Genomic DNA, 21,824 nt, shown 5'->3' on the forward strand with positions numbered 1-21,824 from the left:
TGCATGGCGCACAGACTACGCACTGTCAAAACCCGCTGAGCCTCGAAGTTCACCCCAAATCAGGCAACTTACCCCCGACCAACCGGCGATGTGATCCCGTTCACCCTGCCCCCTCTTGTCGCATCCCGGGCTGGGTTCTATCGTCGTGATGTATCGAGTCGATACATCAGAGCGAGATAAGCACCGGCACGGCACCCGGAGCGGCCCGCCGCCACCGGGTCCCGGGAAAGAGGAGGCGACGATGGGCCGGCGTTCCGGCATCCTCGAGTTCGCCGTACTCGGCCTGCTCCGCGAATCTCCGATGCACGGCTATGAGCTGCGCAAACGACTCAATACGTCACTGGGTGTGTTCCGTGCGTTCAGCTACGGGACGCTCTATCCCTGCCTCAAGACGCTGGTCGCCAACGGCTGGTTGATCGAGGAGCCGGGGAACGCTCCTGAGGACGCCGTCTCCGCCGCGCTCGCGGGGCGCCGCGCCAAAATCGTCTACCGGTTGACGGCCGAAGGTAAGGAGCACTTCGAGGAGCTGCTCTCGCAGACGGGCCCCGACACGTACGAGGACGAGCACTTCGCCGCGCGCTTCGCCTTCTTCGGGCAGACGTCGCGCGACGTACGCATGCGCGTGCTGGAGGGCCGCCGCAGCCGGCTGGAGGAGCGTCTGGAGAAGATGCGCGCCTCTCTGGCGCGCACCCGGGAGCGCCTCGACGACTACACACTCGAGCTCCAGCGCCACGGGATGGAGTCCGTGGAGCGCGAAGTGCGCTGGCTGAACGAGCTCATCGAGAGCGAGCGGGCCGGGCGGGACCTCAAGGGTTCCGCCTCCGGGGGGCCCGCGTCGCTGGACACCACCACTGGAGCGACGGGCGGCCTGCCCCGGTCGGGGGAGTCTCCCCGACCGGATACGCCCGACGACACCGCCACGTGAGGTCCCGTCGGGGCTTCACCGATTACACACAGGGAGCAACCGGAATGGGTTCGGTTCGCGTAGCCATCGTCGGCGTGGGCAACTGCGCCGCGTCGCTGGTGCAGGGCGTCGAGTACTACAAGGACGCCGACCCGGCGTCCAAGGTCCCGGGCCTCATGCACGTGCAGTTCGGCGACTACCACGTGCGTGACATCGAGTTCGTCGCCGCCTTCGACGTCGACGCGAAGAAGGTCGGCCTGGACCTCGCGGACGCCATCGGCGCCTCCGAGAACAACACCATCAAGATCTGCGACGTGCCCAGCACCGGTCTGACGGTTCAGCGCGGCCACACCCTCGACGGTCTCGGCAAGTACTACCGGCAGACCATCGAGGAGTCCGCCGAGGCCCCGGTCGACGTCGTCCAGGTCCTCAAGGACAAGCAGGTCGACGTCCTGGTCTGCTACCTGCCCGTGGGTTCCGAGGACGCGGCGAAGTTCTACGCCCAGTGCGCCATCGAGGCCAAGGTCGCCTTCGTCAACGCGCTCCCGGTCTTCATCGCCGGAACCAAGGAGTGGGCGGACAAGTTCACCGAGGCGGGCGTCCCGATCGTCGGCGACGACATCAAGTCGCAGGTCGGCGCGACCATCACGCACCGCGTCATGGCGAAGCTGTTCGAGGACCGCGGTGTCATCCTGGACCGCACCATGCAGCTGAACGTCGGCGGCAACATGGACTTCAAGAACATGCTGGAGCGCGACCGGCTGGAGTCCAAGAAGATCTCCAAGACGCAGGCCGTCACCTCCCAGATCCCCGACCGGGACCTCGGCGAGAAGAACGTCCACATCGGCCCGTCCGACTACGTGGCCTGGCTCGACGACCGCAAGTGGGCCTACGTCCGCCTCGAGGGCCGCGCCTTCGGCGACGTCCCGCTGAGCCTGGAGTACAAGCTCGAGGTCTGGGACTCCCCGAACTCCGCCGGTGTCATCATCGACGCCCTGCGCGCCGCGAAGATCGCCAAGGACCGGGGCATCGGTGGTCCGATCCTGTCGGCGTCCTCGTACTTCATGAAGTCCCCGCCGGTGCAGTACTTCGACGACGAGGCCCGCGAGAACGTGGAGAAGTTCATCCGCGGCGAGGTCGAGCGCTAGAGAGCGCTTCGCAAAACCGCTCCTGCCAGGGCTGTTGGGCCCCCGTCCGTGTACGCCGTGCGTGCACCCGGGGGCCCTCCCACATGTGAGGCTGTGCCCCATGGCCGTCGTCCGTGACCTGCGTGTCCTGCTGCGCTTGAGGAACTTCAGACGCCTGCTCGCCGTGCGGGTGCTCTCCCAGAGCGCCGACGGCGTCTACCAGGTCGCGCTCGCCACCTACGTCGTCTTCTCCCCGGAGAAGCAGACCTCGCCCGCCGCGATCGCCTCCGCGATGGCGGTACTGCTCCTGCCGTACTCCCTGGTCGGCCCCTTCGCGGGCGTCCTGCTGGACCGCTGGCGCCGCCGCCAGGTATTCCTCCACGGCAACCTGGCGCGTGCCGTGATGGCGGCCGCCACGGCCGTGCTGATGGTCGCCGCCGTGCCGGACTGGCTGTTCTACGTCTCCGCGCTGTGCGTCACCGCCGTCAACCGCTTCATCCTCGCCGGGCTGTCCGCCGCACTGCCGCGTGTGGTCGACGCCGAGCGGCTGGTGATGGCCAACTCCCTGTCTCCGACCGCCGGCTCCCTGGCCGCCTTCGCGGGTGGCGGTCTCGCCTTCGTCGTACGGCTGGTGGGAGCGGACTCCGACGCGGCCGTGGTGCTGCTGGGGGCCGCCCTGTATCTGTGCGCGGCCCTGACCTCGCTGCTCATGGCACCGGATCTGCTCGGCCCCGACCGGCGGCCGGAGGGGCCAGGGCTGGGTGCGGCACTGACCGTCACCGCACGCGATCTGATGGCGGCTGTACGGCACCTTGCCGCGCCGTCACGGCGGCAGGCCGCCTGGGCGCTGGCCTCGATGACGCTGATGCGGTTCTGCTACGGGGCGCTGACCGTCCTGGTGCTGATGCTGTGCCGCTACGGCCTGACCTCGAACACACGGGACGGGCTGCGTCTGCTCGGGCTGGCGCTGGCCCTCTCCGGCGCCGGGTTCTTCGCGGCGGCCGTGGTCACACCGTGGGCGGCGGGCCGGCTCGGGCCGGCCCGCTGGATCGCCGTGTGCGCCGGCTCCGCCGCGGTTCTCGAGCCCGCCCTGGGCCTGCCGTTCGCCGCCGGCCCTCTGCTGGTCGCGGCGTTCATGCTGGGGCTCATCACCCAGGGCGCGAAGATCGCCACGGACACGATGGTGCAGTCCGCGGTCGACGACGGTTTCCGCGGCCGGATCTTCTCCGTGTACGACGTGCTGTTCAACGTGGCCTTCGTCGGTGCCGCGGAGGTCGCCGCGCTGATGCTGCCACCGGACGGCCGCTCGGCCGTGCTCGTCGTCATGGTTGCCGTGATCTATGGAGCGGTTGCGGCCGCTATGACCCGCTTTGCAGGCCGATAAGTGTCACATCAATGACACAGAGTCCCAGTGGGCTACAGCAGTGTCAGTCCTGACCTGTAACTTACGTGCGTCTTATTTCGACAGCATGTTCTTGCCGTCATGCCCAAGTTCCAGGGGGACCCCCAAGTGACCACTCCGCCGCCGCCCCAGGGCCAGAACCCGCACGCCCAGGCGCCCACCGCTCCCATGGGGCAGCAGCCCGGTCAGCCCGGAGCCCCGCAGCAGCCTTACCCGCCGCAGGCGCCGTACGCCCCCTTCCCGCAGCAGCAGGGTGCACCGGTCCCGCCGCCCGTTCCGCCGAAGTCCGGAGCCAAGAAGGCGCTGGGCATCATCGGGGCGGTTGTCGTTGCTGTCGTCATCCTCCTCGTCAAGTTCGGTATCGGCTGGTGGTTCAACCAGACCGACGCCGAGACGGCCTCGGTGGGCGCCTGCCTGCACAACGAGGGGACCGACTCCAATCCCGACCTCCAGGAGGTCGGCTGCTCGTCCGGTGAGTCCGAGTACAAGGTGATCCAGAAATTCGACGGCTCCTCCGACGAGGAGAAGTGCGAAGGCGTCAAGGGGTGGACCGTCTCTTACGTCCAGTCCGGAGGCGGGCACGACGTGGTGCTGTGCCTGAAGGAGACCGGCGCCGCGGCCCAGTAGCACCCGTATGACCATGACGAGGGGCGATGTTTCACGTGAAACATCGCCCCTCGTCGTTTCCGGGCTCGCGTTTCACGTGAAACACGAGCGCTCTTCGCACAGCCTCAGCCCTGCTCCTCCTGCTCGGCCCACCACTCCTTGAGCGCCGCCACCGCAGCGTCGTGCTCCATTGGGCCATTCTCGAGGCGGAGCTCCAGCAGGTACTTGTACGCCTTGCCGACGGCCGGGCCAGGCTTGACACCGAGGATCTCCATGATCTGGTTGCCGTCGAGGTCCGGACGGATCGCGTCGAGCTCCTCCCGTTCCTGGAGCTGGGCGATGCGCTCCTCCAAGCCGTCGTACGCCCGAGACAGCGCGGACGCCTTGCGCTTGTTACGGGTGGTGCAGTCCGAGCGGGTCAGCTTGTGAAGGCGGTCGAGCAGCGGGCCGGCGTCGCGGACGTATCGGCGGACAGCCGAGTCCGTCCACTCGCCGGTGCCGTAGCCATGGAAACGCAGATGGAGTTCGACCAGCCGCGAAACGTCCTTCACCAGCTCGTTGGAGTACTTCAGCGCGGTCATGCGCTTCTTGGTCATCTTCGCGCCGACCACCTCGTGATGGTGGAAGGAGACCCGGCCGTCCTTCTCAAAGCGGCGCGTGCGCGGCTTGCCGATGTCATGCAGAAGGGCGGCAAGGCGGAGGGTCAGGTCGGGCTCCTCCTCCAGCGCCATCGCCTGTTCCAGCACGATCAGCGTGTGGTCGTAGACGTCCTTGTGCCGGTGGTGCTCGTCGCTCTCCAGGCGCAGGGCAGGCAGCTCGGGCAGGACATGGCCGGCGAGACCGGTGTCGACGAGCAGGGTCAGACCCTTGCGCGGGTGGGTCGACAGGATCAGCTTGTTCAGCTCGTCCCGGACCCGCTCGGCCGAGACGATCTCGATGCGCCCCGCCATCTCCTTGATCGCCGTCACGATCTCCGGGGCGACGTCGAAGTCGAGCTGGGCGGCGAAGCGCGCGGCCCGCATCATGCGCAGCGGGTCGTCGGAGAAGGACTCCTCGGGTGTGCCGGGGGTGCGCAGCACTCCCGCCTCGAGGTCGCCGATCCCGCCGTGCGGGTCGATGAACGTCTTCTCCGGCAGCGCCACGGCCATGGCGTTGACCGTGAAGTCACGACGGACGAGGTCCTCCTCGATGGAGTCGCCGTACGACACCTCGGGCTTGCGCGAGGAGCGGTCGTAGGCCTCCGACCGGTGGGTGGTCACCTCGATCTGGAAGCACCGGTCGACGTCCCCGACGCGGGCCCGCTTCTGCGCCCCGACCGTGCCGAAGGCGATCCCGACCTCCCAGACGGCGTCCGCCCAGGGCCGCACGATCTTCAGTACGTCCTCGGGGCGGGCGTCGGTCGTGAAGTCCAGGTCGTTGCCGAGCCGGCCGAGCAGCGCGTCCCGGACCGAGCCGCCGACCAGGGCGAGGGAGAACCCGGCCTCCTGGAAACGGCGCGCGAGGTCGTCGGCGACGGGGGCCACCCGCAGCAGCTCGCTCACCGCGCGCTGCTGCACCTGGCTCAGGGCAGGGGAAGTTTCTTCGTTGGCGTTCGGCACAACAGAAAAGGGTACGTGGCCCGGGCACTCGGCCGCGCCGTCATTGTTCGGGCGCCGGGCTCGGCCGGTCCGCGAGAACTACATCACCGGGGGCACGGCACCAGACCCCTTATTACCTACTCAAACCATGCCTTGGTGACGTAACAAACAGCATCCCCGGATACGGGCATATCCAGGGCGTCCACCAACGTCCAGCGATCTTGTGACCGCCTCCGAGGCACTTCCCCTCGGCGCACATCGTTACCATGCGTGGACGCACATTCCGACGACCACTGACGACGAGGGACGGGCGAGCGCGTGGCCGAGGCGGCAGACTTCCAGGGGACCAGTCCCTCACCTGCCCGCCGCCGGCTGCGGCGTGCCGGGGCACTGCTCGCCGGAGCCCCGCTGCTGGCCGCTCTGCTCCAACTGCCCGCCACGCCGTCCGCACACGCCGCCGGGCAGCAGTCCCCGCAGACCGCGTCGGGCTCGCGTACGGTCGCCGTCTCCCTCGACTCGTTCAGCCCCAGCGCCCCCTCGGAGGGGGACACGCTGACCGTCTCCGGCACGGTGACGAACAAGGGCAAGCAGGCCGTCACCGACGCCCACGTGGGTCTGCGCGTGGGCCCGGAGCTGGACACCCGCTCGGCGATCGACACCGTGGCCCAGCGCACCAAATTCGATCCGGGCGCAGACGGCCCCGAGGTCGGCGGCAAGTACGTCCAGAAGTTCCCCCAGCTCGCTCCCGGCGTCGCCGAGCACTTCAGCATCTCCGTGCCGGTCGACAAGCTGAACCTCGGCACGAACGGGGTCTACGAGCTCTCCGTCTCGCTGTCCGGCCAGACCTCCGTCCAGCCCTGGGAACAGGTCCTGGGCATCCAGCGCACGTTCCTGCCGTGGCAGCCGGACGAGGCGGGCACGAAGACGAAGACGACCTACCTGTGGCCGCTCGTGTCCAGCGTCCACATGACGGCCGAGACGGGCCCCGGAGCACAGCAGACGCCGGTCTTCCTCGACGACGACCTCGCCAAGGACCTCGCTCCCGGCGGACGCCTGGAGCAGATGCTGTCGCTGGGCAAGGATCTCGACGTCACCTGGGTGATCGACCCCGACCTGCTGGCGTCCGTCGACGCCATGACCCGCAACTACCGCGTCCAGACCGACGACGGCACGCCCGTGCCGGGCACCCATCAGGATGTCGCCAAGAAGTGGCTCGCCGAGCTCCAGCAGGCGGTGGCGGGCAAGGACGTCGTGGCGCTGCCCTTCGCCGACCCGGACCTGGCCTCCCTCGCCCACCACGGCACGAGCGTCACCGGCTCACTGAGTCAGCTCAAGGACGCCACCGACGTCGCCGCCAGCACGGTGGAGACGGTGCTCCACGTGAAACCGAGCACGGACTTCGCCTGGCCTGTGGACGGCGCCATCGACCGGTCGATCGTCAAGGTCGCCACCTCCGCGGGCGCAGACAAGGTCATCACGCGCAGCGACAGCCTCCAGGAGACCAGCGGGCTGACCTACACGCCCTCCGCAGCCCGCCCGATCGGCAGTGGCACCACGGCGGTCGTCGCGGACGCCCGCCTGTCGACGGCGTTCGAGGGTGACATGACTCAGGCCGACGCCACCACGCTCGCCGTGCAGGAGTTCCTCGCCCAGAGCCTGGAGCTCGACAACCAGACGAACCGGCAGCGCAGCATCGTCGTGGCCCCGCAGCGCATGCCCACCGCGCACCAGGCCCAGGCCATGGCGCAGGCGCTGACGGCCCTCCAGCAGAGCACGTGGTCCCAGTCGCAGGACCTGACAGCGGCCGCCATGGCCAAGCCGGACCCCGACGCCACCACGAAGATCCCGTCCACCGCGGACTACCCCTCCTCGCTGCGCAAGAAGGAAATCGGGCGAGCCGCCTTCTGGGCGATCGCCAGGACGCAGGACAAGGTCGACAACTTCCAGGTCGTCCTCACGGACCCGTCCCGGGTCGTCACGCCGTTCGGACGGGCCATGAACCGGGAGATGGCCACGTCGTGGCGCGGCCGGTCCGGCGAGGCGTCGAGCTTCCGGGACGGCGTGGAGGCGTACCTCGACGACCTCTCCGAGCAGGTCAAGCTGATCGACAAGTCGGAGACAAAGCTCTCCGGCCGCAGCGCCACGATCCCGGTGACCGTGCAGAACAACCTGGTCCAGGGCGTCGACCACCTGATGCTGCGCCTCACCTCGACCAACCCCACCCGCCTCAAGATCGGCGGCAAGGCGTACGCGGAGCAGCCCGTCGCGGTCTCCGGCGGGCACAGCCAGTCCGTGAAGTTCCCCACGTCGGCCAACGCCAACGGCCCCGTGACGGTGGTCGCCCAGCTCTACACGCAGGACGGCCGGGAATACGGCGCGCCCGTCACCTTCGATGTGAAGGTCACCGAGATCACGGCCACGGTGATGCTGGTCATCGGCGGCGGCGTCCTGCTGCTCGTCCTAGCCGGCTTCCGCATGTACACACAGCGCAAGCGCGCGGCGGCCAAGGAGGCCGCCCAGGACCCGCAGGACGCCGGAAGCAGTGAGGACGGCGCCGGAGAGGCCGGTGACAGCGCGGACGAGCCCGAAGGCGGCGAGCCGGAGAACCCCGCAGGCTCCGCCGGTCGTCTCACAGAAGAGTCCGGCACCCGGTCCCGGGCAGACGACCCGGAGCAGCCGAGTGACCCGACACCGGACACCGCAGCGGAAAGCACAGACCCGTCCGGCACGGGTGAGAAAGTGGACCGTTGAGGATGTCGTGGCCCGGAGGGCCCGGGACGATGAGGTGGGGTAAGCATGAACGCGCCGTACGACGGTGACCGCGGCCAGGCCGTGGGCGGCTCGGGCCACCCCGACGCGCCGCCGCCCGGACACGGCCAGCTGCCGCCGCAGCCTCCCGCGGACACGTACCTCCAGGACGCCTACGACGACGACCCCTACCGGGCACAGGACCTCACCGCCCAGGATCCGGTCGGCGAGGCTCTGTACGACCGTGCCGCGCACCCTCCGCCTCCCCCGGGCACGAACGGGCCGCAGCAGCCGCTGTACGGCCGCCCCGCGCAGTCGCCGTACCCCCCCGACCCCCGCGTGTGGGCGCAGACCCCCCCGCCGGAGCCGTCAGGCCCCACCCAGTACCTGCCGCACGGTGAGGATCCCCGCACCACGCAGTTCGTGGGCGTCGACGACCTGGTCAGCCACTCCGGCGAGGAGCACCACGAGCCGGACGCCTTCGCCCACCTCTTCCGGGACCAGCAACACGGCGGCCGTTCGGACATGCGCCAGGACGGCTATGGCCACCAGGGCCCTGGCCAGCACGGCTACCAGCCACCGCAGGACATGGGCGGACGCCCGCAGATGGCGGTCCCCTCGGTTCCCGGCCCCGCCCCGGCCCCGGCGGCCGGTCGAGGACCGATGGGACCGTACGCCTCCGCACCGGCCGTCGCCGAGGCTTCTGCCGCGGCGGCCGAGCCCGCCCCCGCTCCGGCGGCGAAGAAGGGCGGGAAGGCCGCGGGACTGCTGAAGTCGAGCGCCGTCATGGCGGCGGGCACGATGGTCTCCCGGCTCACCGGGTTCATCCGCTCGGCGATGATCGTGGCCGCGCTGGGCACGGCCCTGCTGGGCGACACCTTCCAGGTGGCCTACCAGCTGCCGACGATGATCTACATCCTGACCGTCGGCGGCGGTCTGAACTCCGTGTTCGTCCCGCAGCTCGTCCGCGCCATGAAGGAGGACGACGACGGGGGCGAGGCGTTCGCCAACCGGCTGCTCACCCTGGTGATGGTCGCACTGGGCGCACTCACCGCCATCACGATGTTCGCGGCGCCGCTTCTGGTCCGGATGCTCTCCAACTCGGTCGCCAGCAATCCGGCCGCCAACGAAGTCGGCATCACCTTCACCCGGTACTTCCTGCCCTCGATCTTCTTCATGGGCGTCCACGTGGTGATGGGGCAGATCCTCAACGCCCGGGGCAAGTTCGGCGCGATGATGTGGACGCCGGTCCTGAACAACATCGTCATCATCTTCACGCTCGGCACGTTCCTGTGGGTCTACGGCACGGCCGCGAACTCCCACATGACCGTCACGAACATCCCGCCGGAAGGCCAGCGGCTGCTGGGCGTCGGTGTGCTCCTCGGCCTCGTCGTGCAAGCACTCGCCATGATCCCGTACCTGCGCGAGACCGGGTTCAAGCTCCGTCTGCGCTTCGACTGGAAAGGGCACGGCCTCGGCAAGGCGGCCATGCTCGCCAAGTGGACGGTCCTCTTCGTCCTCGCCAACCAGGCGGGCGCCCTGGTGGTCACCCAACTGGCCACCTCCGCCGTCGCCCGCACGCACATCGACGGCACCGGCTTCAGCGCCTACGCCAACGCCCAGCTGATCTGGGGCCTGCCCCAGGCCATCATCACGGTCTCGCTGATGGCGGCCCTGCTGCCCCGCATCTCGCGTTCGGCCGCCGAGAACGACGCCGGCGCCGTCCGCGACGACATCTCGCAGGGTCTGCGGACGACGGCGGTCGCCATCGTGCCCATCGCCTTCGGGTTCCTCGCCCTCGGCATCCCCATGTGCACGCTGATCTTCGGCTCCCAGGGCACCACGGCCGCCACCAACATGGGCTACATGCTGATGGCCTTCGGACTCGGCCTGATCCCGTACTCCGTGCAGTACGTCGTCCTGCGCGCGTTCTACGCCTTCGAGGACACCCGCACGCCCTTCTACAACACGGTCATCGTGGCCGCGGTCAACGCGGGCGCCTCACTCCTGTGTTACTTCCTACTTCCGGCCCGCTGGTCCGTGGCCGGCATGGCGGCCGTGTACGGTCTCGCGTACGCGACCGGCGTCGGTGTCGCCTGGCGCCGGTTGCGCCAGCGGCTGGGCGGCGACCTCGACGGCTCCCGTGTGCTGCGGACGTACGCGCGGCTGGGCATCGCCTCGGTGCCGGCGGCACTCATCAGTGGCGCGGCCTGCTACGGCATCGGCCACACGCTGGGCCAGGGCGTCCTCGGGTCCTTCGTCGCGCTGCTGGCCGGTGGAGTACTGCTGCTCGGAGTCTTCTTCGTCGCCGCCCGCCGGATGCGCATCGAGGAAATCAACGGTCTCGTGGGCATGGTCCGCGGGCGCCTGGGGCGTTGAGTCGGGGGTAGGCGCACAACCATCGTCCGCAGCCGTGTGTCGTGCATAGCGGCGGACTGTGGGCACAATTGGATTCGGCGTCGGACAGCGCGCGATGGATGGGGAGGCAGGAGCGACGGTGGCGGAACGGATCACGGCTGCCGTCGACGTGGCAGACAACAGCGGCGAGCAGTCGCTGACCGCCGAGGCGGACCAGTCCACGTCCGACGGGGTGGCCCAAAATCGGGAGCGGGGCACGGACAACGACAAGGCACAGGGGAACAGCGGGACGGAGGGTTCCGGGAAGAAGGCCTCACCGCCCGAACTTCACAGCGGTCACAAGCTGGCCGGACGCTACCGCCTCGAAGAGTGCGTCACCCGTCTGGACGGATTCAGCAGTTGGCGAGCTGTCGACGAGAAGCTCCGTCGCGCCGTCGGGGTGCACATCCTTCCCGCGGACCATGCACGAGCCCGGTCCGTGCTGGCCGCGGCCCGCTCCTCCGCGCTGCTCGGCGATCCCCGCTTCGTGCAGGTGCTCGACGCCGTCGAGGAGAACGACCTCGTCTACGTCGTCCACGAGTGGCTGCCCGACGCGACGGAGCTGACCACGCTTCTGGCCTCGGGCCCTCTGGAACCGCACGACGCCTACCAGTTGGTCAGTCAGATCGCCTCCGCCATGGCCGCCGCACACCGCGAAGGCCTCGCCCATCTGCGCCTGAACCCCAACGCCGTACTGCGCACCTCCACCGGCCAGTGGCGGATCCGCGGCCTCGCCGTGAACGCCGCGCTGCGCGGCATCAGTTCCGACACCCCGCAGCGCACGGACACCGAGGCGATCGGCGCCCTGCTGTACGCGGCGCTCACCCAGCGCTGGCCGTACGAGAGCGACGCCTACGGCCTGTCCGGCCTGCCCAAGGACATCGGCCTCATCGCCCCCGACCAGGTGCGCGCGGGCGTCCACCGCGGCCTGTCCGAACTCGCCATGCGCGCCCTCGCCAACGACGGCGCCACCGCCTCCCGCCACGAGTCGGCGTGCACCACCCCGGAGGAACTGGTCAAGGCGATCGGTGAGATGCCGCGCGTCCGGCCGCCGGAGCCGACGTTCACCGCACCGCCGGAGTACCAGGGCACCTCCTACCAGCAGGGCTCGTACGGCCGTCCGGCACCGCGCCCCGGGGTCACTCAGCCGGTCCCGGCCCCGCCGCCTCCGCTGCAGAGCCGCACCGGCAAGGCCCTGAAGTGGGCCGTCTCGGCCCTCCTCATCGCCGCCTTGGGCCTGGGCAGCTGGCAGCTCGCGGATGCCCTGCTGGGCCAGGGCGGCAAGTCCGACGACACCCAGACGCAGACGCAGGACGGCAGCGACAAGAACGACAAGCAGCCGAAGCCGGCCCAGCCGCTCCAGATCCAGCGCGCGCAGGAGTACGTCGCCAGTGGTGACGCCCAGGCTCCCGGAGACGTCGGGAAGACGTACGACGGTGACAGTTCCACGTACTGGCGGACCAAGCGCTACAACGACGGCCCACGGCTGGCTCCCTACAAGCCGGGCGTGGGCATCGTCTACGACCTCGGCTCGGACAAGGAGATCTCGACGGCGTCGATAGGGCTGCGCTATACCGGTGACCACACGACGGTCCACCTCTATGCCGCTGACTCCCTGAGTCCCTCGACCGGGATCGACGGGATGAAGGAGATTGGAACCGCGACCACCAGCGGGGCCTCTCTCACGGTGAAGGCGACCAAGTCGATCAAGACGCAGTACGTGCTTCTGTGGCTCACGGACGTGCCCATGGCGCCCAGTGACGGCTACAGCGGAGCCGGCTACAAACAGGCCATCACGGACGTGAAGTTCACGGGCTGACATCCCACCGAGGGGGAAGGGGTCAGATGGCGGACGGCGCCGGATACGGCGGAGCAAGCGATCAGGAGCTGCTCACCCGTCACGTGGAGGGCGACCCCGAAGCCTTCGGTGAGCTCGTACGCCGCCACCGTGACCGGCTCTGGGCGGTCGCCCTGCGCACGCTGGGCGACCGTGAGGAGGCCGCTGACGCCGTGCAGGACGCGTTCGTCTCCGCCTACCGGGCCGCAGGCACCTTCCGCGGCCAGTCGGCCGTCACGACCTGGCTGCACCGGATCACGGTGAATGCCTGCCTGGACCGGGTCCGCAAGGCCGCCTCCCGCAAGACCGCGCCCGTGAACGACGCCGAGCGCCTGGAGCAGCTGCTGGAGCCGCACGAATCGGCCTCGGCGCCCGCCGAGAGGAACGACGTGCAGAGGCAGCTCGTCGAGGCACTGGACACTCTCCCACCGGACCAGCGGGCCGCCCTGGTGCTTGTGGACATGCAGGGCTACCCGGTCGCCGAGGCCGCCCGCATTCTCGACGTGCCGACCGGAACGGTGAAGAGCCGTTGCGCCCGGGGCAGAGCGCGGCTCCTGCCGCTGCTCACCCATCTGCGACCAGGACGCAGCGGCGACGAGAAGGAATCGGGCGCGGGACGGAACCGGATGCAGGGGACATCCGTCCCACCGTCGGCGAGTCCTGAGAGCACGCAGGCGCAGGACACGGGATCAAGCGATTCAGCTGCTGTGAAGGGCGGAGGTGGGCGAGCGTGACATCCACGACAGACGCGGCCGGGCACCCGGACGTCACGGAGATCTCCGACCTCACCGAAGGCCTCCTCGGAGCCTCCCGGGCCGAGGTCCTACAGCGGCATCTGGACGAGTGCGAGCTGTGCACCGATGTCCACGCGTCGCTGACGGAGATCCGTGGCCTGCTCGGCACCCTGCCGGATGTGCCCGCCATGCCGGCCGACGTGGCGGACCGTATCGATGCGGCTCTCGCTGCCGAGGCCCCTGTGGACGGTGGCGTGCGTGTTTCACGTGAAACATCGGCCGCGGAGCGCCCCTCCGGTCACCCTCGCGCCTCCAGCACCGGCCCGGGTCGTAAGACAGGCACCCGGCGCGGACGCCGCAGGGTCGCCGTTCTGGGATCCGTCGTCGCTCTCGCAGTCCTGGGCGTGACATCCGTGGTTCTGGCGACGCTCCACGAGAACATGGGAGCCGACACCGCAGCGTCGCACGACCGTCCGCATACGTCTGCGGACACCTTCTCCGCGGGCACCCTCAAGAGCGAGGTCGCCGATCTCCTCGACCAGGAGCAGCAGGCGCAAAGCGATACCCACGCCCCGCACAGCTTCGGCGTGGACTCCGCTCCCGGTACCGGGAAGCCGAAGCTGCTGAAGAGCCGACCCCCAACGGTCCCCTCGTGCGTGCGGCAGGGCATCAATGACAGCGGCACCCCGCTCGCCGCCCGGACAGGCACCTATGACGGCATGGACGCCTATCTCGTCGTGCTGCCCGACGCCTCCGGCGACAGCACTCGCGTCACGGCCTACCTGGTCGACGCGAGCTGTGTCCGCCAACCGGCGGTCACGGCCAAGGTGCTGCTGTCGCACTCCTACGCGCGTCCCTGAGCCCGCACGCTCGGTCCTTGCGCTGCATGGCATCCCGTGCGATGTCGCGCCTCCGTGTGCCCCGGCACACCGGGAATGCTTGCCCCTTAGGATCCGTTGGGTGGGGTGAGAGCTGTGAGAGAGGCTCCCACCGGCCGTACGACACAGTCCAGAGACGAGGAATCAAGCCGTGAGCGATGTCCGTAACGTGATCATCATCGGCTCCGGGCCCGCCGGCTACACGGCGGCGCTCTACACCGCGCGCGCGTCGCTGAAGCCGCTGGTTTTCGAGGGTGCGGTCACCGCGGGTGGTGCCCTGATGAACACCACCGACGTGGAGAACTTCCCCGGCTTCCGCGACGGAATCATGGGTCCCGAGCTCATGGACAACATGCGTGCGCAGGCCGAGCGTTTCGGTGCCGAGCTCATCCCGGACGACGTGGTCTCCGTCGATCTGAGCGGTGAGATCAAGACCGTCACGGACACCGCGGGCACGGTACACCGGGCGAAAGCCGTCATCGTCACCACCGGCTCGCAGCACCGCAAGCTCGGTCTGCCGAACGAGGACACGCTCTCCGGCCGCGGTGTCTCCTGGTGCGCCACCTGTGACGGCTTCTTCTTCAGGGAGCAGGACATCGCCGTGATCGGTGGCGGTGACACCGCCATGGAGGAGGCCACCTTCCTCTCCCGGTTCGCCAAGTCCGTCACCGTCGTCCACCGCCGGGACACCCTGCGTGCCTCCAAGGCGATGCAGGAGCGCGCCTTCGCCGACCCTAAGATCAAGTTCATCTGGGACAGCGAGGTCGCGGACATCCAGGGCGACCAGAAGCTCTCCGGTCTGAAGCTGCGCAACGTCAAGACCGGCGAGCTGTCGGACCTGCCGGTGACGGGCTTGTTCATCGCGATCGGCCACGACCCGCGCACGGAGCTCTTCAAGGGCCAACTGGACCTGGACGAGGAGGGTTACCTGAAGGTCGACTCGCCGTCCACCCGCACCAACCTGACCGGTGTCTTCGCCGCCGGCGACGTGGTTGACCACACCTACCGCCAGGCGATCACCGCGGCCGGCACCGGCTGCTCCGCCGCCCTCGACGCCGAGCGCTTCCTCGCGGCTCTCGCGGACAACGAGCAGAAGGCCGAGCCCGAGAAGTCCACCGTCTGAAACCCCCAACCACCCCACCGCACGACCAGTTAAGGAGCCCGCTGTGGCCGGCACCCTGAAGAACGTGACCGACGACTCCTTCGAGCAGGACGTCCTGAAGAGCGACAAGCCCGTCCTGGTGGACTTCTGGGCCGCTTGGTGCGGTCCCTGCCGCCAGATCGCTCCGTCCCTCGAGGCGATCGCCGCCGAGTACGGCGACAAGATCGAGGTCGTCAAGCTCAACATCGACGAGAACCCGAACACCGCCGCCAAGTACGGGGTCATGTCCATCCCGACCCTGAACGTTTACCAGAACGGCGAGGTCGCCAAGACCATCGTGGGAGCGAAGCCGAAGGCCGCGATCGTTCGCGACCTCGAGGACTTCGTCGCCGAGTAAGCGCGGCAGGGCCGCCAAGACGGCGGCGATGTTTCACGTGAAACACGAATGGGCCAACCCTGAAAAGTTGGCCCATTCGTATGTGGCAGCTCGTTTACAGCGGCCTCAGTGCCGGTTCCTTCTGCACGGCTCCCAGCAGCCGGTCGATCGCCATCTCCACGTCTTCCTTCCAGGACAGCGTCGACCGCAGTTCCAGTCGAAGCCGCGGGTGGGTCGGGTGGTGCCGGACCGTCTTGAACCCCACGGCCAGCAGATGGTCGGCGGGGAGCATGCAGGCGGGTTCCTTCCAGCGGACGTCCCCGAATGCCTCGATGGCCTTGAAGCCCCGCCGCAGCAGGTCCTTCGCGACCGTCTGGACCATCACACGGCCCAGCCCCTGACCCTGGTAGCCCGGCATGATGAAGCCGGTCATTAGCTGCACCGCGTCCGGAGAGACGGGGCTCGTAGGGAACGCCGTGGAACGAGGGACGTAGGCGGGGGGAGCGTAGAGCACGAAGCCCACGGGTGCGTCGTCGACGTAGACGACGCGGCCGCAGGAGCCCCAGTCCAGCAGGACGGCGGAGATCCATGCTTCCTTTTCCGCTGCGGCTGTGCCCGCCTTCACCGCTGCTTCGCCACTGACGGGATCCAGCTCCCAGAAGACGCACGCACGGCAGCGCTGCGGCAGGTCTTGAAGGTTGTCCAGAGTGAGCGGTACGAGCCTACGGCCCATGGAGGCTGTTCCTCGCTTCCTTCGCCCGCGGCGCCACGCGCGGCTGTCAGAGCGCTGCGTTCCTTGAGGAGGCTGCCGACGAATCCGCCGACCGCACCCAGCCCCAGGCCCGCGCCGAGCATTCCGGTGCGGCTCACCGTTCGCATGCCCTGCCTCCCGCTAGAGGTACCGCCGGGTGGATGCGTCATACATGAACGCATCGTATCGACCATGCGATTCCATCGATACCGCCTGAAAGCAAAGAGCGGGCCGTGTTCCGGTACACACCGGACACGACCCGCCTGTGCCGATCGGTCGAGCCGAAACACGTGCATCGGACGGCCTCAGCCCTCCGTCTCCTCGTCCAACGCTTCGTCGTCCAGGTGGCTCTTCTGCATCACCGGGCCCTCGCCCGGAGCCAGCGTGCCGAGGATGCGCTCCAGGTCCTCCATGGAAGCGAACTCGACGGTGATCTTGCCCTTCTTCTGGCCCAGGTCGACCTTCACCCGCGTCTCGAAGCGGTCGGACAGACGCGTGGCGAGATCTGACAGTGCCGGAGAGACCCGCCCACCGGCACGCGGGCCCTTGGAGCGAGGAGCCGCCTTCGGCCGCGACCCCATCAAGGTCACGATCTCCTCGACCGCCCGCACCGACAGCCCCTCGGCGACGATCCGGTGGGCCAGCCGGTCCTGCTCCTCCGAGTCCTCGACCGAGAGCAGCGCCCGCGCGTGTCCGGCCGAAAGAACCCCGGCGGCGACCCGGCGCTGCACGGCCGGCGAGAGCTTCAGCAGACGCAGGGTGTTGGAAACCTGCGGGCGGGACCGGCCGATCCGGTCCGCCAGCTGGTCGTGCGTGCAGTTGAAGTCCTTCAGCAGCTGGTCGTACGCAGCCGCCTCTTCCAGCGGGTTCAGCTGGGCCCGGTGCAGGTTCTCGAGCAGGGCGTCCAGGAGAAGCTTCTCGTCATCCGTAGCCCGCACGATCGCCGGGATGGCCGCGAGCCCCGCCTCGCGGCAGGCCCGCCAGCGCCGCTCACCCATGATGAGCTCGTAGCGCGCGGGGCCGAGCTGCCGGACGACGACGGGCTGGAGGAGTCCGACCTCCTTGATGGAGGTGACGAGCTCGGCCAGCGCGTCCTCGTCGAAGACCTCACGTGGCTGGCGCGGGTTCGGCGTGATGGAGCCGAGGGGGATCTCGGCGAAGTGGGCACCCATCACCGACGCGGTCATCTCAGTCGCGCTGTTCGGCTGCGGCTGCGATGTTTCACGTGAAACAGGCGGCAGCGTGGTCACCTTCGCCGCCGCCACACCCCGGTCACCGCGGTCACCGGTCAGCACGGGGACGGCCGTGGACGACGCGGAGCCCGCGCCCCCCGCCGTCGCCGGAGCCGGCTGTTTCTCCCCGGTCGGGGCAGCGGGGATCAGCGCGCCGAGACCACGGCCCAACCCCCTCCGTCGCTCGCTCACTGAATCCCCTCCACCAAGTTCGGATCACCCTGTGCGCCGAGGTGGGCGTGCGTGGCGTCATAGCTGACACCGACGCCCCTCAGCGCGATTTCTCGTGCCGCCTCAAGATAGGAGAGGGCACCGCTTGACCCTGGATCGTAAGTCAGCACCGTCTGCCCATAGCTCGGCGCCTCGGAGATACGGACGGAGCGAGGAATGCTCGTCCGCAGCACCTCGTCACCGAAGTGGCTGCGCACCTCTTCCGCGACCTGGGACGCAAGGCGCGTCCGGCCGTCGTACATGGTGAGCAGGATGGTCGACACATGCAGGGCGGGGTTGAGGTGCCCCCGCACCAGGTCGACATTGCGCAGCAACTGGCCCAGGCCCTCCAGCGCGTAGTACTCGCACTGGATCGGGATGAGGACCTCCTGGCCGGCGACGAGCGCGTTGACCGTCAGCAGGCCGAGTGAGGGCGGGCAATCGATGAGGATGTAGTCCAGCGGCTGCTCGTAGGCCTGGATCGCCCGCTGCAGCCGGCTCTCCCGCGCCACCAGGGACACCAGCTCGATCTCCGCACCGGCGAGATCGATCGTGGCGGGGGCGCAGAAGAGACCCTCAACATCGGGGACGGGCTGGACGACCTCAGACAGCGGCCTGCTCTCCACCAAGACGTCATAGATGGAAGGGACTTCGGCGTGATGGTCGATGCCCAGCGCCGTGGAGGCATTGCCCTGCGGGTCGAGGTCGATCACCAGGACACGGGCACCGTGCAGAGCCAGCGAAGCGGCAAGGTTGACGGTCGTCGTCGTCTTGCCCACGCCACCCTTTTGGTTGGCCACCACGATGACACGGGTCTGTTCAGGCTGGGGCAGACCCTCGCCGGCGCGGCCCAGAGCCTCGACCGCCAGTTGGGCAGCACGACCGATGGGAGTGTCGTCCATCGGGGGCGGTGTTTCACGTGAAACATCCTCCCCCATCGATTCGGTACGGGGACCGGGGACCGGATCGGTCATCGGTCCCGCAATGTTGGCGTCGGACCGCAAGGATTCACTCTCCTCGACTTCAGGCTCGCAATGAACAGAGCCTCCCATGCCTTCGGGGTCGTGAACCAGTGAGGCCTGACGTTCTGTGGAGAAATCCACCTCTGTGGACAACTTCGTTTCCTGTCCGAGTGAACCGAGAGGCTTGCGGTCGCGAGGTTGGGCCGCAGCGCGGCCACGGTTGATGATGCCGTGCAGCAGTGAGCGACGTTTCACGTGAAACACGATGCACAGCGGCCATGGCCGGACTGTCGCGACACTCCGGCATGCGGAGGTTTGGCAGCTTGTGTGGAGTACGGCCGGCTATCGGCGCCGTCGCGTCCGCCCCGTACGCGCCGCCTTCGCCCGCTTGGCCGCGAAGCGTACGCCGCCCGGACTCTCTCCGACCTCGACCCGCACGACGGTGGAGCACGGATCCACGATGCCCTCACCCACATGCAGGATGGAGGTCTCCACCGCGCCGAGCTTGCTCAGGGCGGTGGCCGCGCTCTTCAGCTCCTCCTCGGCGGTGTCCCCCTTCAGGGCGAGCATCTCCCCGTAGGGACGCAGCAGCGGGATGCCCCACGTGGCCAGGCGGTCCAGCGGCGCGACCGCTCGGGCGGTCACCACATGCACCGGTGGCATTTTGCCCATCACTTCCTCCGCACGCCCCCGGACGACGGTGACGTGGTCGAGACCCAACAGCTCCACGACCTCGGTGAGGAAGTTGGTGCGCCGCAGCAGCGGCTCCAATAGCGTGATCTTCAGGTCCTCCCGGACCAGGGCCAGGGGAATGCCCGGCAGGCCGGCGCCCGAGCCGACGTCGCACACCGTCACCCCCTCGGGAACCACCTCCGAGAGCACCGCACAGTTCAGCAGATGCCGCTCCCACAGACGGGGTACCTCACGCGGGCCGATGAGCCCTCGCTGCACTCCTGCCTCGGCCAGCAGCTCGGCGTACCGGACCGCATCCGTGAAGCGATCACCAAATACGTCACGTGCCTGCTCGGGCGCAGGGGGGAGCTCCGCTTCCGCCGTCACGGGGACCGTCCTTCCGTACCGCATCGGCGCTCTCGACGCCGACCATCAGAACTACCAGGCTGACAAAGTACGGCCCCGCCTGCGCAACAGACGGGGCCGGTGGAACGTCGGACCGCTCAGGCGGGAAGCACGACGACGAAGCGCTGCGGCTCCTCGCCCTCCGACTCGCTGCGCAGGCCAGCGGCCTTGACCGCATCGTGCACGACCTTGCGCTCGAACGGAGTCATCGGCTTCAGCTTCACGGGCTCGCCACTGCTCTTGGCCTCGGCTGCGGCCTTCGCACCCAGCTCGGACAGCTCGGTCCGCTTCTTGGCGCGGTAGCCCGCGATGTCCAGCATCAGACGGCTGCGGTCGCCGGTCTCCCGGTGCACAGCCAGGCGCGTGAGCTCCTGCAGTGCCTCCAGCACCTCACCATCAGGGCCGACCAGCTTCTGCAGGTCGCGACCGCCGGTGTCACTGATGATCGAGACAGAGGCCCGGTCGGCCTCGACATCCATGTCGATGTCACCGTCGAGGTCGGCGATGTCCAGTAGACCCTCGAGGTAGTCCGCCGCGATCTCGCCCTCCTGCTCCAGGCGGGTCAGGGCGTCTGCGCCCTCGGCAGCGGCGGAGGTGGTGCCTTCCGTCACGGGATGGGCTCCTTCTTACTTCTTGGACGGGGACTTGGGCCGCTGCGGACCCTTGCGCTGTCCGGACTGGGCCTTGCTGCGGGTGCCGTTGCCGGGCTTCGAGGCGGCGGCCTTCTTGCCGGTGGCGGCCGGAGCGTCCTCCGGCTCGTCGGACTTGGTCAACGACAAGGGCTCCGTCGCCTCACCGGCCGGCTTCGTGCCGCCCGACTGGCGCTGCGCCTTGGTCTGCCGCTTGGGCTGCTGGCGCCGGGGAGCGGTGGCGGTGGCGGTCGTACCGTCCTCGGCCTGCGCCACTGCGGCGCTCTCGCTCTTCACCACGGAGCCGTCGGGCTGGGCCGCGAGACCCGCCTTGCTCAGACCGTTGACGAACTTGCGCTCGAACTCGTTGCGGTCACGGCCCTTGACGACGATCGCCTTGACGATGGCCTTCTCACGCCGATTGCGGGTCTTGCCGTGGTGCGTGACGTGCTTGAAGAGCCGGTCCAGGTAGGCGGCCTGGGCCTTGGAACCCGGGGTCGGGTTGTTGTGGATGACGTACATCTGCTGGCCCATGGTCCACACGTTGGTGGTCAGCCAGTAGACGAGGACACCGACGGGGAAGTTGATGCCGAAGACGGCGAACATGACCGGGAAGACGTACATCAGCATCTTCTGCTGCTGCATGAACGGCGTCTTCACCGTCGTGTCGACGTTCTTCGTCATCAACTGGCGCTGCGTGTAGAACTGCGACGCCGACATCAGGATGATCATGACAGCGGTCACGACCCGGACATCGGTCAGCGAGGCACCGAGCTGGGCGACCTTGTCGGCGCTGTCCGTGAACGTCGCGGCGAGCGGAGCCCCGAAAATGTGCGCCTGACGGGCGCTGGTGAGCAGCTGATCATTGATGACGCCGATCGTCTTGCCCGTCGCGATGCCGTTGAGCACGTGGTACAGGGCGAAGAAGAACGGGGACTGCGCCAGGATGGGAAGGCACGAGGAGAGCGGGTTGGTACCCGACTCCTTGTACAGCTTCATCATCTCTTCGGACTGGCGCTGCTTGTCGTTCTTGTAGCGCTCCTGGATCTTCTTCATCTCGGGCTGGAGCGTCTGCATCGCCCGGGTCGCCTTGATCTGCTTCACGAAGAGCGGGATCAGGCAGATGCGGATCAGGATCACCAGGGACACGATGGACAGGCCCCAGGCCCACCCGGTGTCAGGCCCGAAGAGCGCTCCGTACACCGTGTGGAACTGGACGATGACCCAGGAGACGGGCCAGGTGATGAAACTGAAGAGGCTGGCAATCGTGTCCAC

18 protein-coding genes are annotated in these 21,824 nt (G+C 68.6%); 11 read left to right on the plus strand and 7 right to left on the minus strand.

The features are described 5' to 3' along the window. Positions 1 to 241 precede the first annotated feature (241 nt). The 4 genes from ACFY4A_RS09590 (at position 242) to ACFY4A_RS09605 (ending at position 4,060) form a co-directional block, all read left to right on the plus strand. Complete coding sequence (locus ACFY4A_RS09590) at positions 242 to 925, plus strand: helix-turn-helix transcriptional regulator (RefSeq protein ID WP_390828855.1); 684 nt, start codon at positions 242 to 244, stop codon at positions 923 to 925. Between the two features lie 44 nt (positions 926 to 969). After that, positions 970 to 2,052, plus strand: coding sequence for an inositol-3-phosphate synthase (locus ACFY4A_RS09595; protein ID WP_390828856.1), 1,083 nt, complete (start codon positions 970 to 972; stop codon positions 2,050 to 2,052). Between the two features lie 100 nt (positions 2,053 to 2,152). Next, positions 2,153 to 3,415, plus strand: a complete 1,263-nt coding sequence (locus ACFY4A_RS09600) for an MFS transporter (protein WP_390828857.1) — start codon at positions 2,153 to 2,155, stop codon at positions 3,413 to 3,415. Positions 3,416 to 3,514: 99 nt separating this feature from the next. Beyond that, entirely contained in the window at positions 3,515 to 4,060 is a 546-nt protein-coding gene (locus ACFY4A_RS09605) for a hypothetical protein (protein WP_390828858.1), read from the plus strand. A 104-nt stretch (positions 4,061 to 4,164) separates the two neighbouring features. On the opposite strand, the gene ACFY4A_RS09610 is transcribed toward ACFY4A_RS09605, so the two are convergent. Then, on the minus strand, positions 4,165 to 5,637 hold the full coding sequence (locus tag ACFY4A_RS09610; RefSeq protein WP_390828859.1) for a CCA tRNA nucleotidyltransferase: 1,473 nt from the start codon (positions 5,635 to 5,637) through the stop codon (positions 4,165 to 4,167). Positions 5,638 to 5,934: 297 nt separating this feature from the next. Between ACFY4A_RS09610 and ACFY4A_RS09615 the strand changes: the two genes are divergently transcribed. The 7 genes from ACFY4A_RS09615 (at position 5,935) to trxA (ending at position 15,709) form a co-directional block, all read left to right on the plus strand. Then, the gene (locus ACFY4A_RS09615; protein WP_390828860.1) at positions 5,935 to 8,367 is read left to right on the plus strand and encodes a DUF6049 family protein; all 2,433 of its coding nucleotides are present in this window, start codon (positions 5,935 to 5,937) and stop codon (positions 8,365 to 8,367) included. A 45-nt stretch (positions 8,368 to 8,412) separates the two neighbouring features. After that, on the plus strand, positions 8,413 to 10,743 hold the full coding sequence (gene murJ, locus ACFY4A_RS09620) for a murein biosynthesis integral membrane protein MurJ (protein WP_390828861.1): 2,331 nt from the start codon (positions 8,413 to 8,415) through the stop codon (positions 10,741 to 10,743). 118 nt (positions 10,744 to 10,861) lie between these two features. Beyond that, the gene (locus ACFY4A_RS09625) at positions 10,862 to 12,580 is read left to right on the plus strand and encodes a protein kinase family protein (protein WP_390828862.1); all 1,719 of its coding nucleotides are present in this window, start codon (positions 10,862 to 10,864) and stop codon (positions 12,578 to 12,580) included. Positions 12,581 to 12,606: 26 nt separating this feature from the next. Next, positions 12,607 to 13,332 carry an RNA polymerase sigma factor SigM gene (gene sigM / locus ACFY4A_RS09630; protein ID WP_390828863.1) on the plus strand — a complete coding sequence of 242 codons (726 nt, stop codon included), beginning with the start codon at positions 12,607 to 12,609 and terminating at the stop codon, positions 13,330 to 13,332. After that, a complete protein-coding gene (locus tag ACFY4A_RS09635; RefSeq protein ID WP_390828864.1) occupies positions 13,329 to 14,192 on the plus strand; it encodes a hypothetical protein in 864 nt (287 codons plus the stop codon). The genes sigM and ACFY4A_RS09635 overlap by 4 nt, the downstream gene beginning before the upstream one ends. Before the next feature lie 169 nt (positions 14,193 to 14,361). Further along, positions 14,362 to 15,333 carry a thioredoxin-disulfide reductase gene (gene trxB, locus ACFY4A_RS09640; RefSeq protein ID WP_390828865.1) on the plus strand — a complete coding sequence of 324 codons (972 nt, stop codon included), beginning with the start codon at positions 14,362 to 14,364 and terminating at the stop codon, positions 15,331 to 15,333. Positions 15,334 to 15,376: 43 nt separating this feature from the next. Then, positions 15,377 to 15,709 (plus strand): thioredoxin, encoded by a 333-nt coding sequence (gene trxA / locus ACFY4A_RS09645; RefSeq protein ID WP_141359862.1) that lies wholly within the window; start codon positions 15,377 to 15,379, stop codon positions 15,707 to 15,709. 94 nt (positions 15,710 to 15,803) lie between these two features. Here the strand turns inward: trxA and ACFY4A_RS09650 are convergent, their stop codons facing one another. From ACFY4A_RS09650 to yidC, 6 genes are all read right to left on the minus strand, one after another. Beyond that, entirely contained in the window at positions 15,804 to 16,421 is a 618-nt protein-coding gene (locus ACFY4A_RS09650; protein ID WP_390828866.1) for a GNAT family N-acetyltransferase, read from the minus strand. 323 nt (positions 16,422 to 16,744) lie between these two features. Continuing rightward, positions 16,745 to 17,863: a ParB/RepB/Spo0J family partition protein gene (locus ACFY4A_RS09655; protein ID WP_390828867.1), complete on the minus strand. Its 1,119-nt coding sequence runs from the start codon at positions 17,861 to 17,863 to the stop codon at positions 16,745 to 16,747. After that, positions 17,860 to 18,933 carry a ParA family protein gene (locus ACFY4A_RS09660; RefSeq protein ID WP_390828993.1) on the minus strand — a complete coding sequence of 358 codons (1,074 nt, stop codon included), beginning with the start codon at positions 18,931 to 18,933 and terminating at the stop codon, positions 17,860 to 17,862. Before ACFY4A_RS09660 ends, ACFY4A_RS09655 begins: the two co-directional genes overlap by 4 nt. Before the next feature lie 252 nt (positions 18,934 to 19,185). Continuing rightward, on the minus strand, positions 19,186 to 19,902 hold the full coding sequence (rsmG, locus tag ACFY4A_RS09665) for a 16S rRNA (guanine(527)-N(7))-methyltransferase RsmG (RefSeq protein WP_390828868.1): 717 nt from the start codon (positions 19,900 to 19,902) through the stop codon (positions 19,186 to 19,188). Positions 19,903 to 20,018: 116 nt separating this feature from the next. Next, a complete protein-coding gene (locus tag ACFY4A_RS09670) occupies positions 20,019 to 20,531 on the minus strand; it encodes a protein jag (RefSeq protein ID WP_390828869.1) in 513 nt (170 codons plus the stop codon). A 15-nt stretch (positions 20,532 to 20,546) separates the two neighbouring features. After that, positions 20,547 to 21,824 (minus strand): membrane protein insertase YidC, encoded by a 1,278-nt coding sequence (gene yidC / locus ACFY4A_RS09675; protein ID WP_390828870.1) that lies wholly within the window; start codon positions 21,822 to 21,824, stop codon positions 20,547 to 20,549.

This window comes from Streptomyces sp. NPDC001292 (assembly GCF_042896465.1).
Classification (GTDB): Bacteria; Actinomycetota; Actinomycetes; order Streptomycetales; family Streptomycetaceae; genus Streptomyces.

Excerpts from the sequence above, each read along its gene's own strand:
- sigM (WP_390828863.1), top strand. The coding sequence starts at position 12,607 with ATGGCGGACGGCGCCGGATACGGCGGAGCAAGCGATCAGGAGCTGCTC.
- ACFY4A_RS09590 (WP_390828855.1), top strand. The coding sequence starts at position 242 with ATGGGCCGGCGTTCCGGCATCCTCGAGTTCGCCGTACTCGGCCTGCTC.
- ACFY4A_RS09595 (WP_390828856.1), top strand. The coding sequence starts at position 970 with ATGGGTTCGGTTCGCGTAGCCATCGTCGGCGTGGGCAACTGCGCCGCG.
- ACFY4A_RS09660 (WP_390828993.1), bottom strand. The coding sequence starts at position 18,933 with ATGGGAGGCTCTGTTCATTGCGAGCCTGAAGTCGAGGAGAGTGAATCC.
- murJ (WP_390828861.1), top strand. The coding sequence starts at position 8,413 with ATGAACGCGCCGTACGACGGTGACCGCGGCCAGGCCGTGGGCGGCTCG.
- ACFY4A_RS09650 (WP_390828866.1), bottom strand. The coding sequence starts at position 16,421 with ATGGGCCGTAGGCTCGTACCGCTCACTCTGGACAACCTTCAAGACCTG.
- ACFY4A_RS09605 (WP_390828858.1), top strand. The coding sequence starts at position 3,515 with ATGCCCAAGTTCCAGGGGGACCCCCAAGTGACCACTCCGCCGCCGCCC.
- ACFY4A_RS09600 (WP_390828857.1), top strand. The coding sequence starts at position 2,153 with ATGGCCGTCGTCCGTGACCTGCGTGTCCTGCTGCGCTTGAGGAACTTC.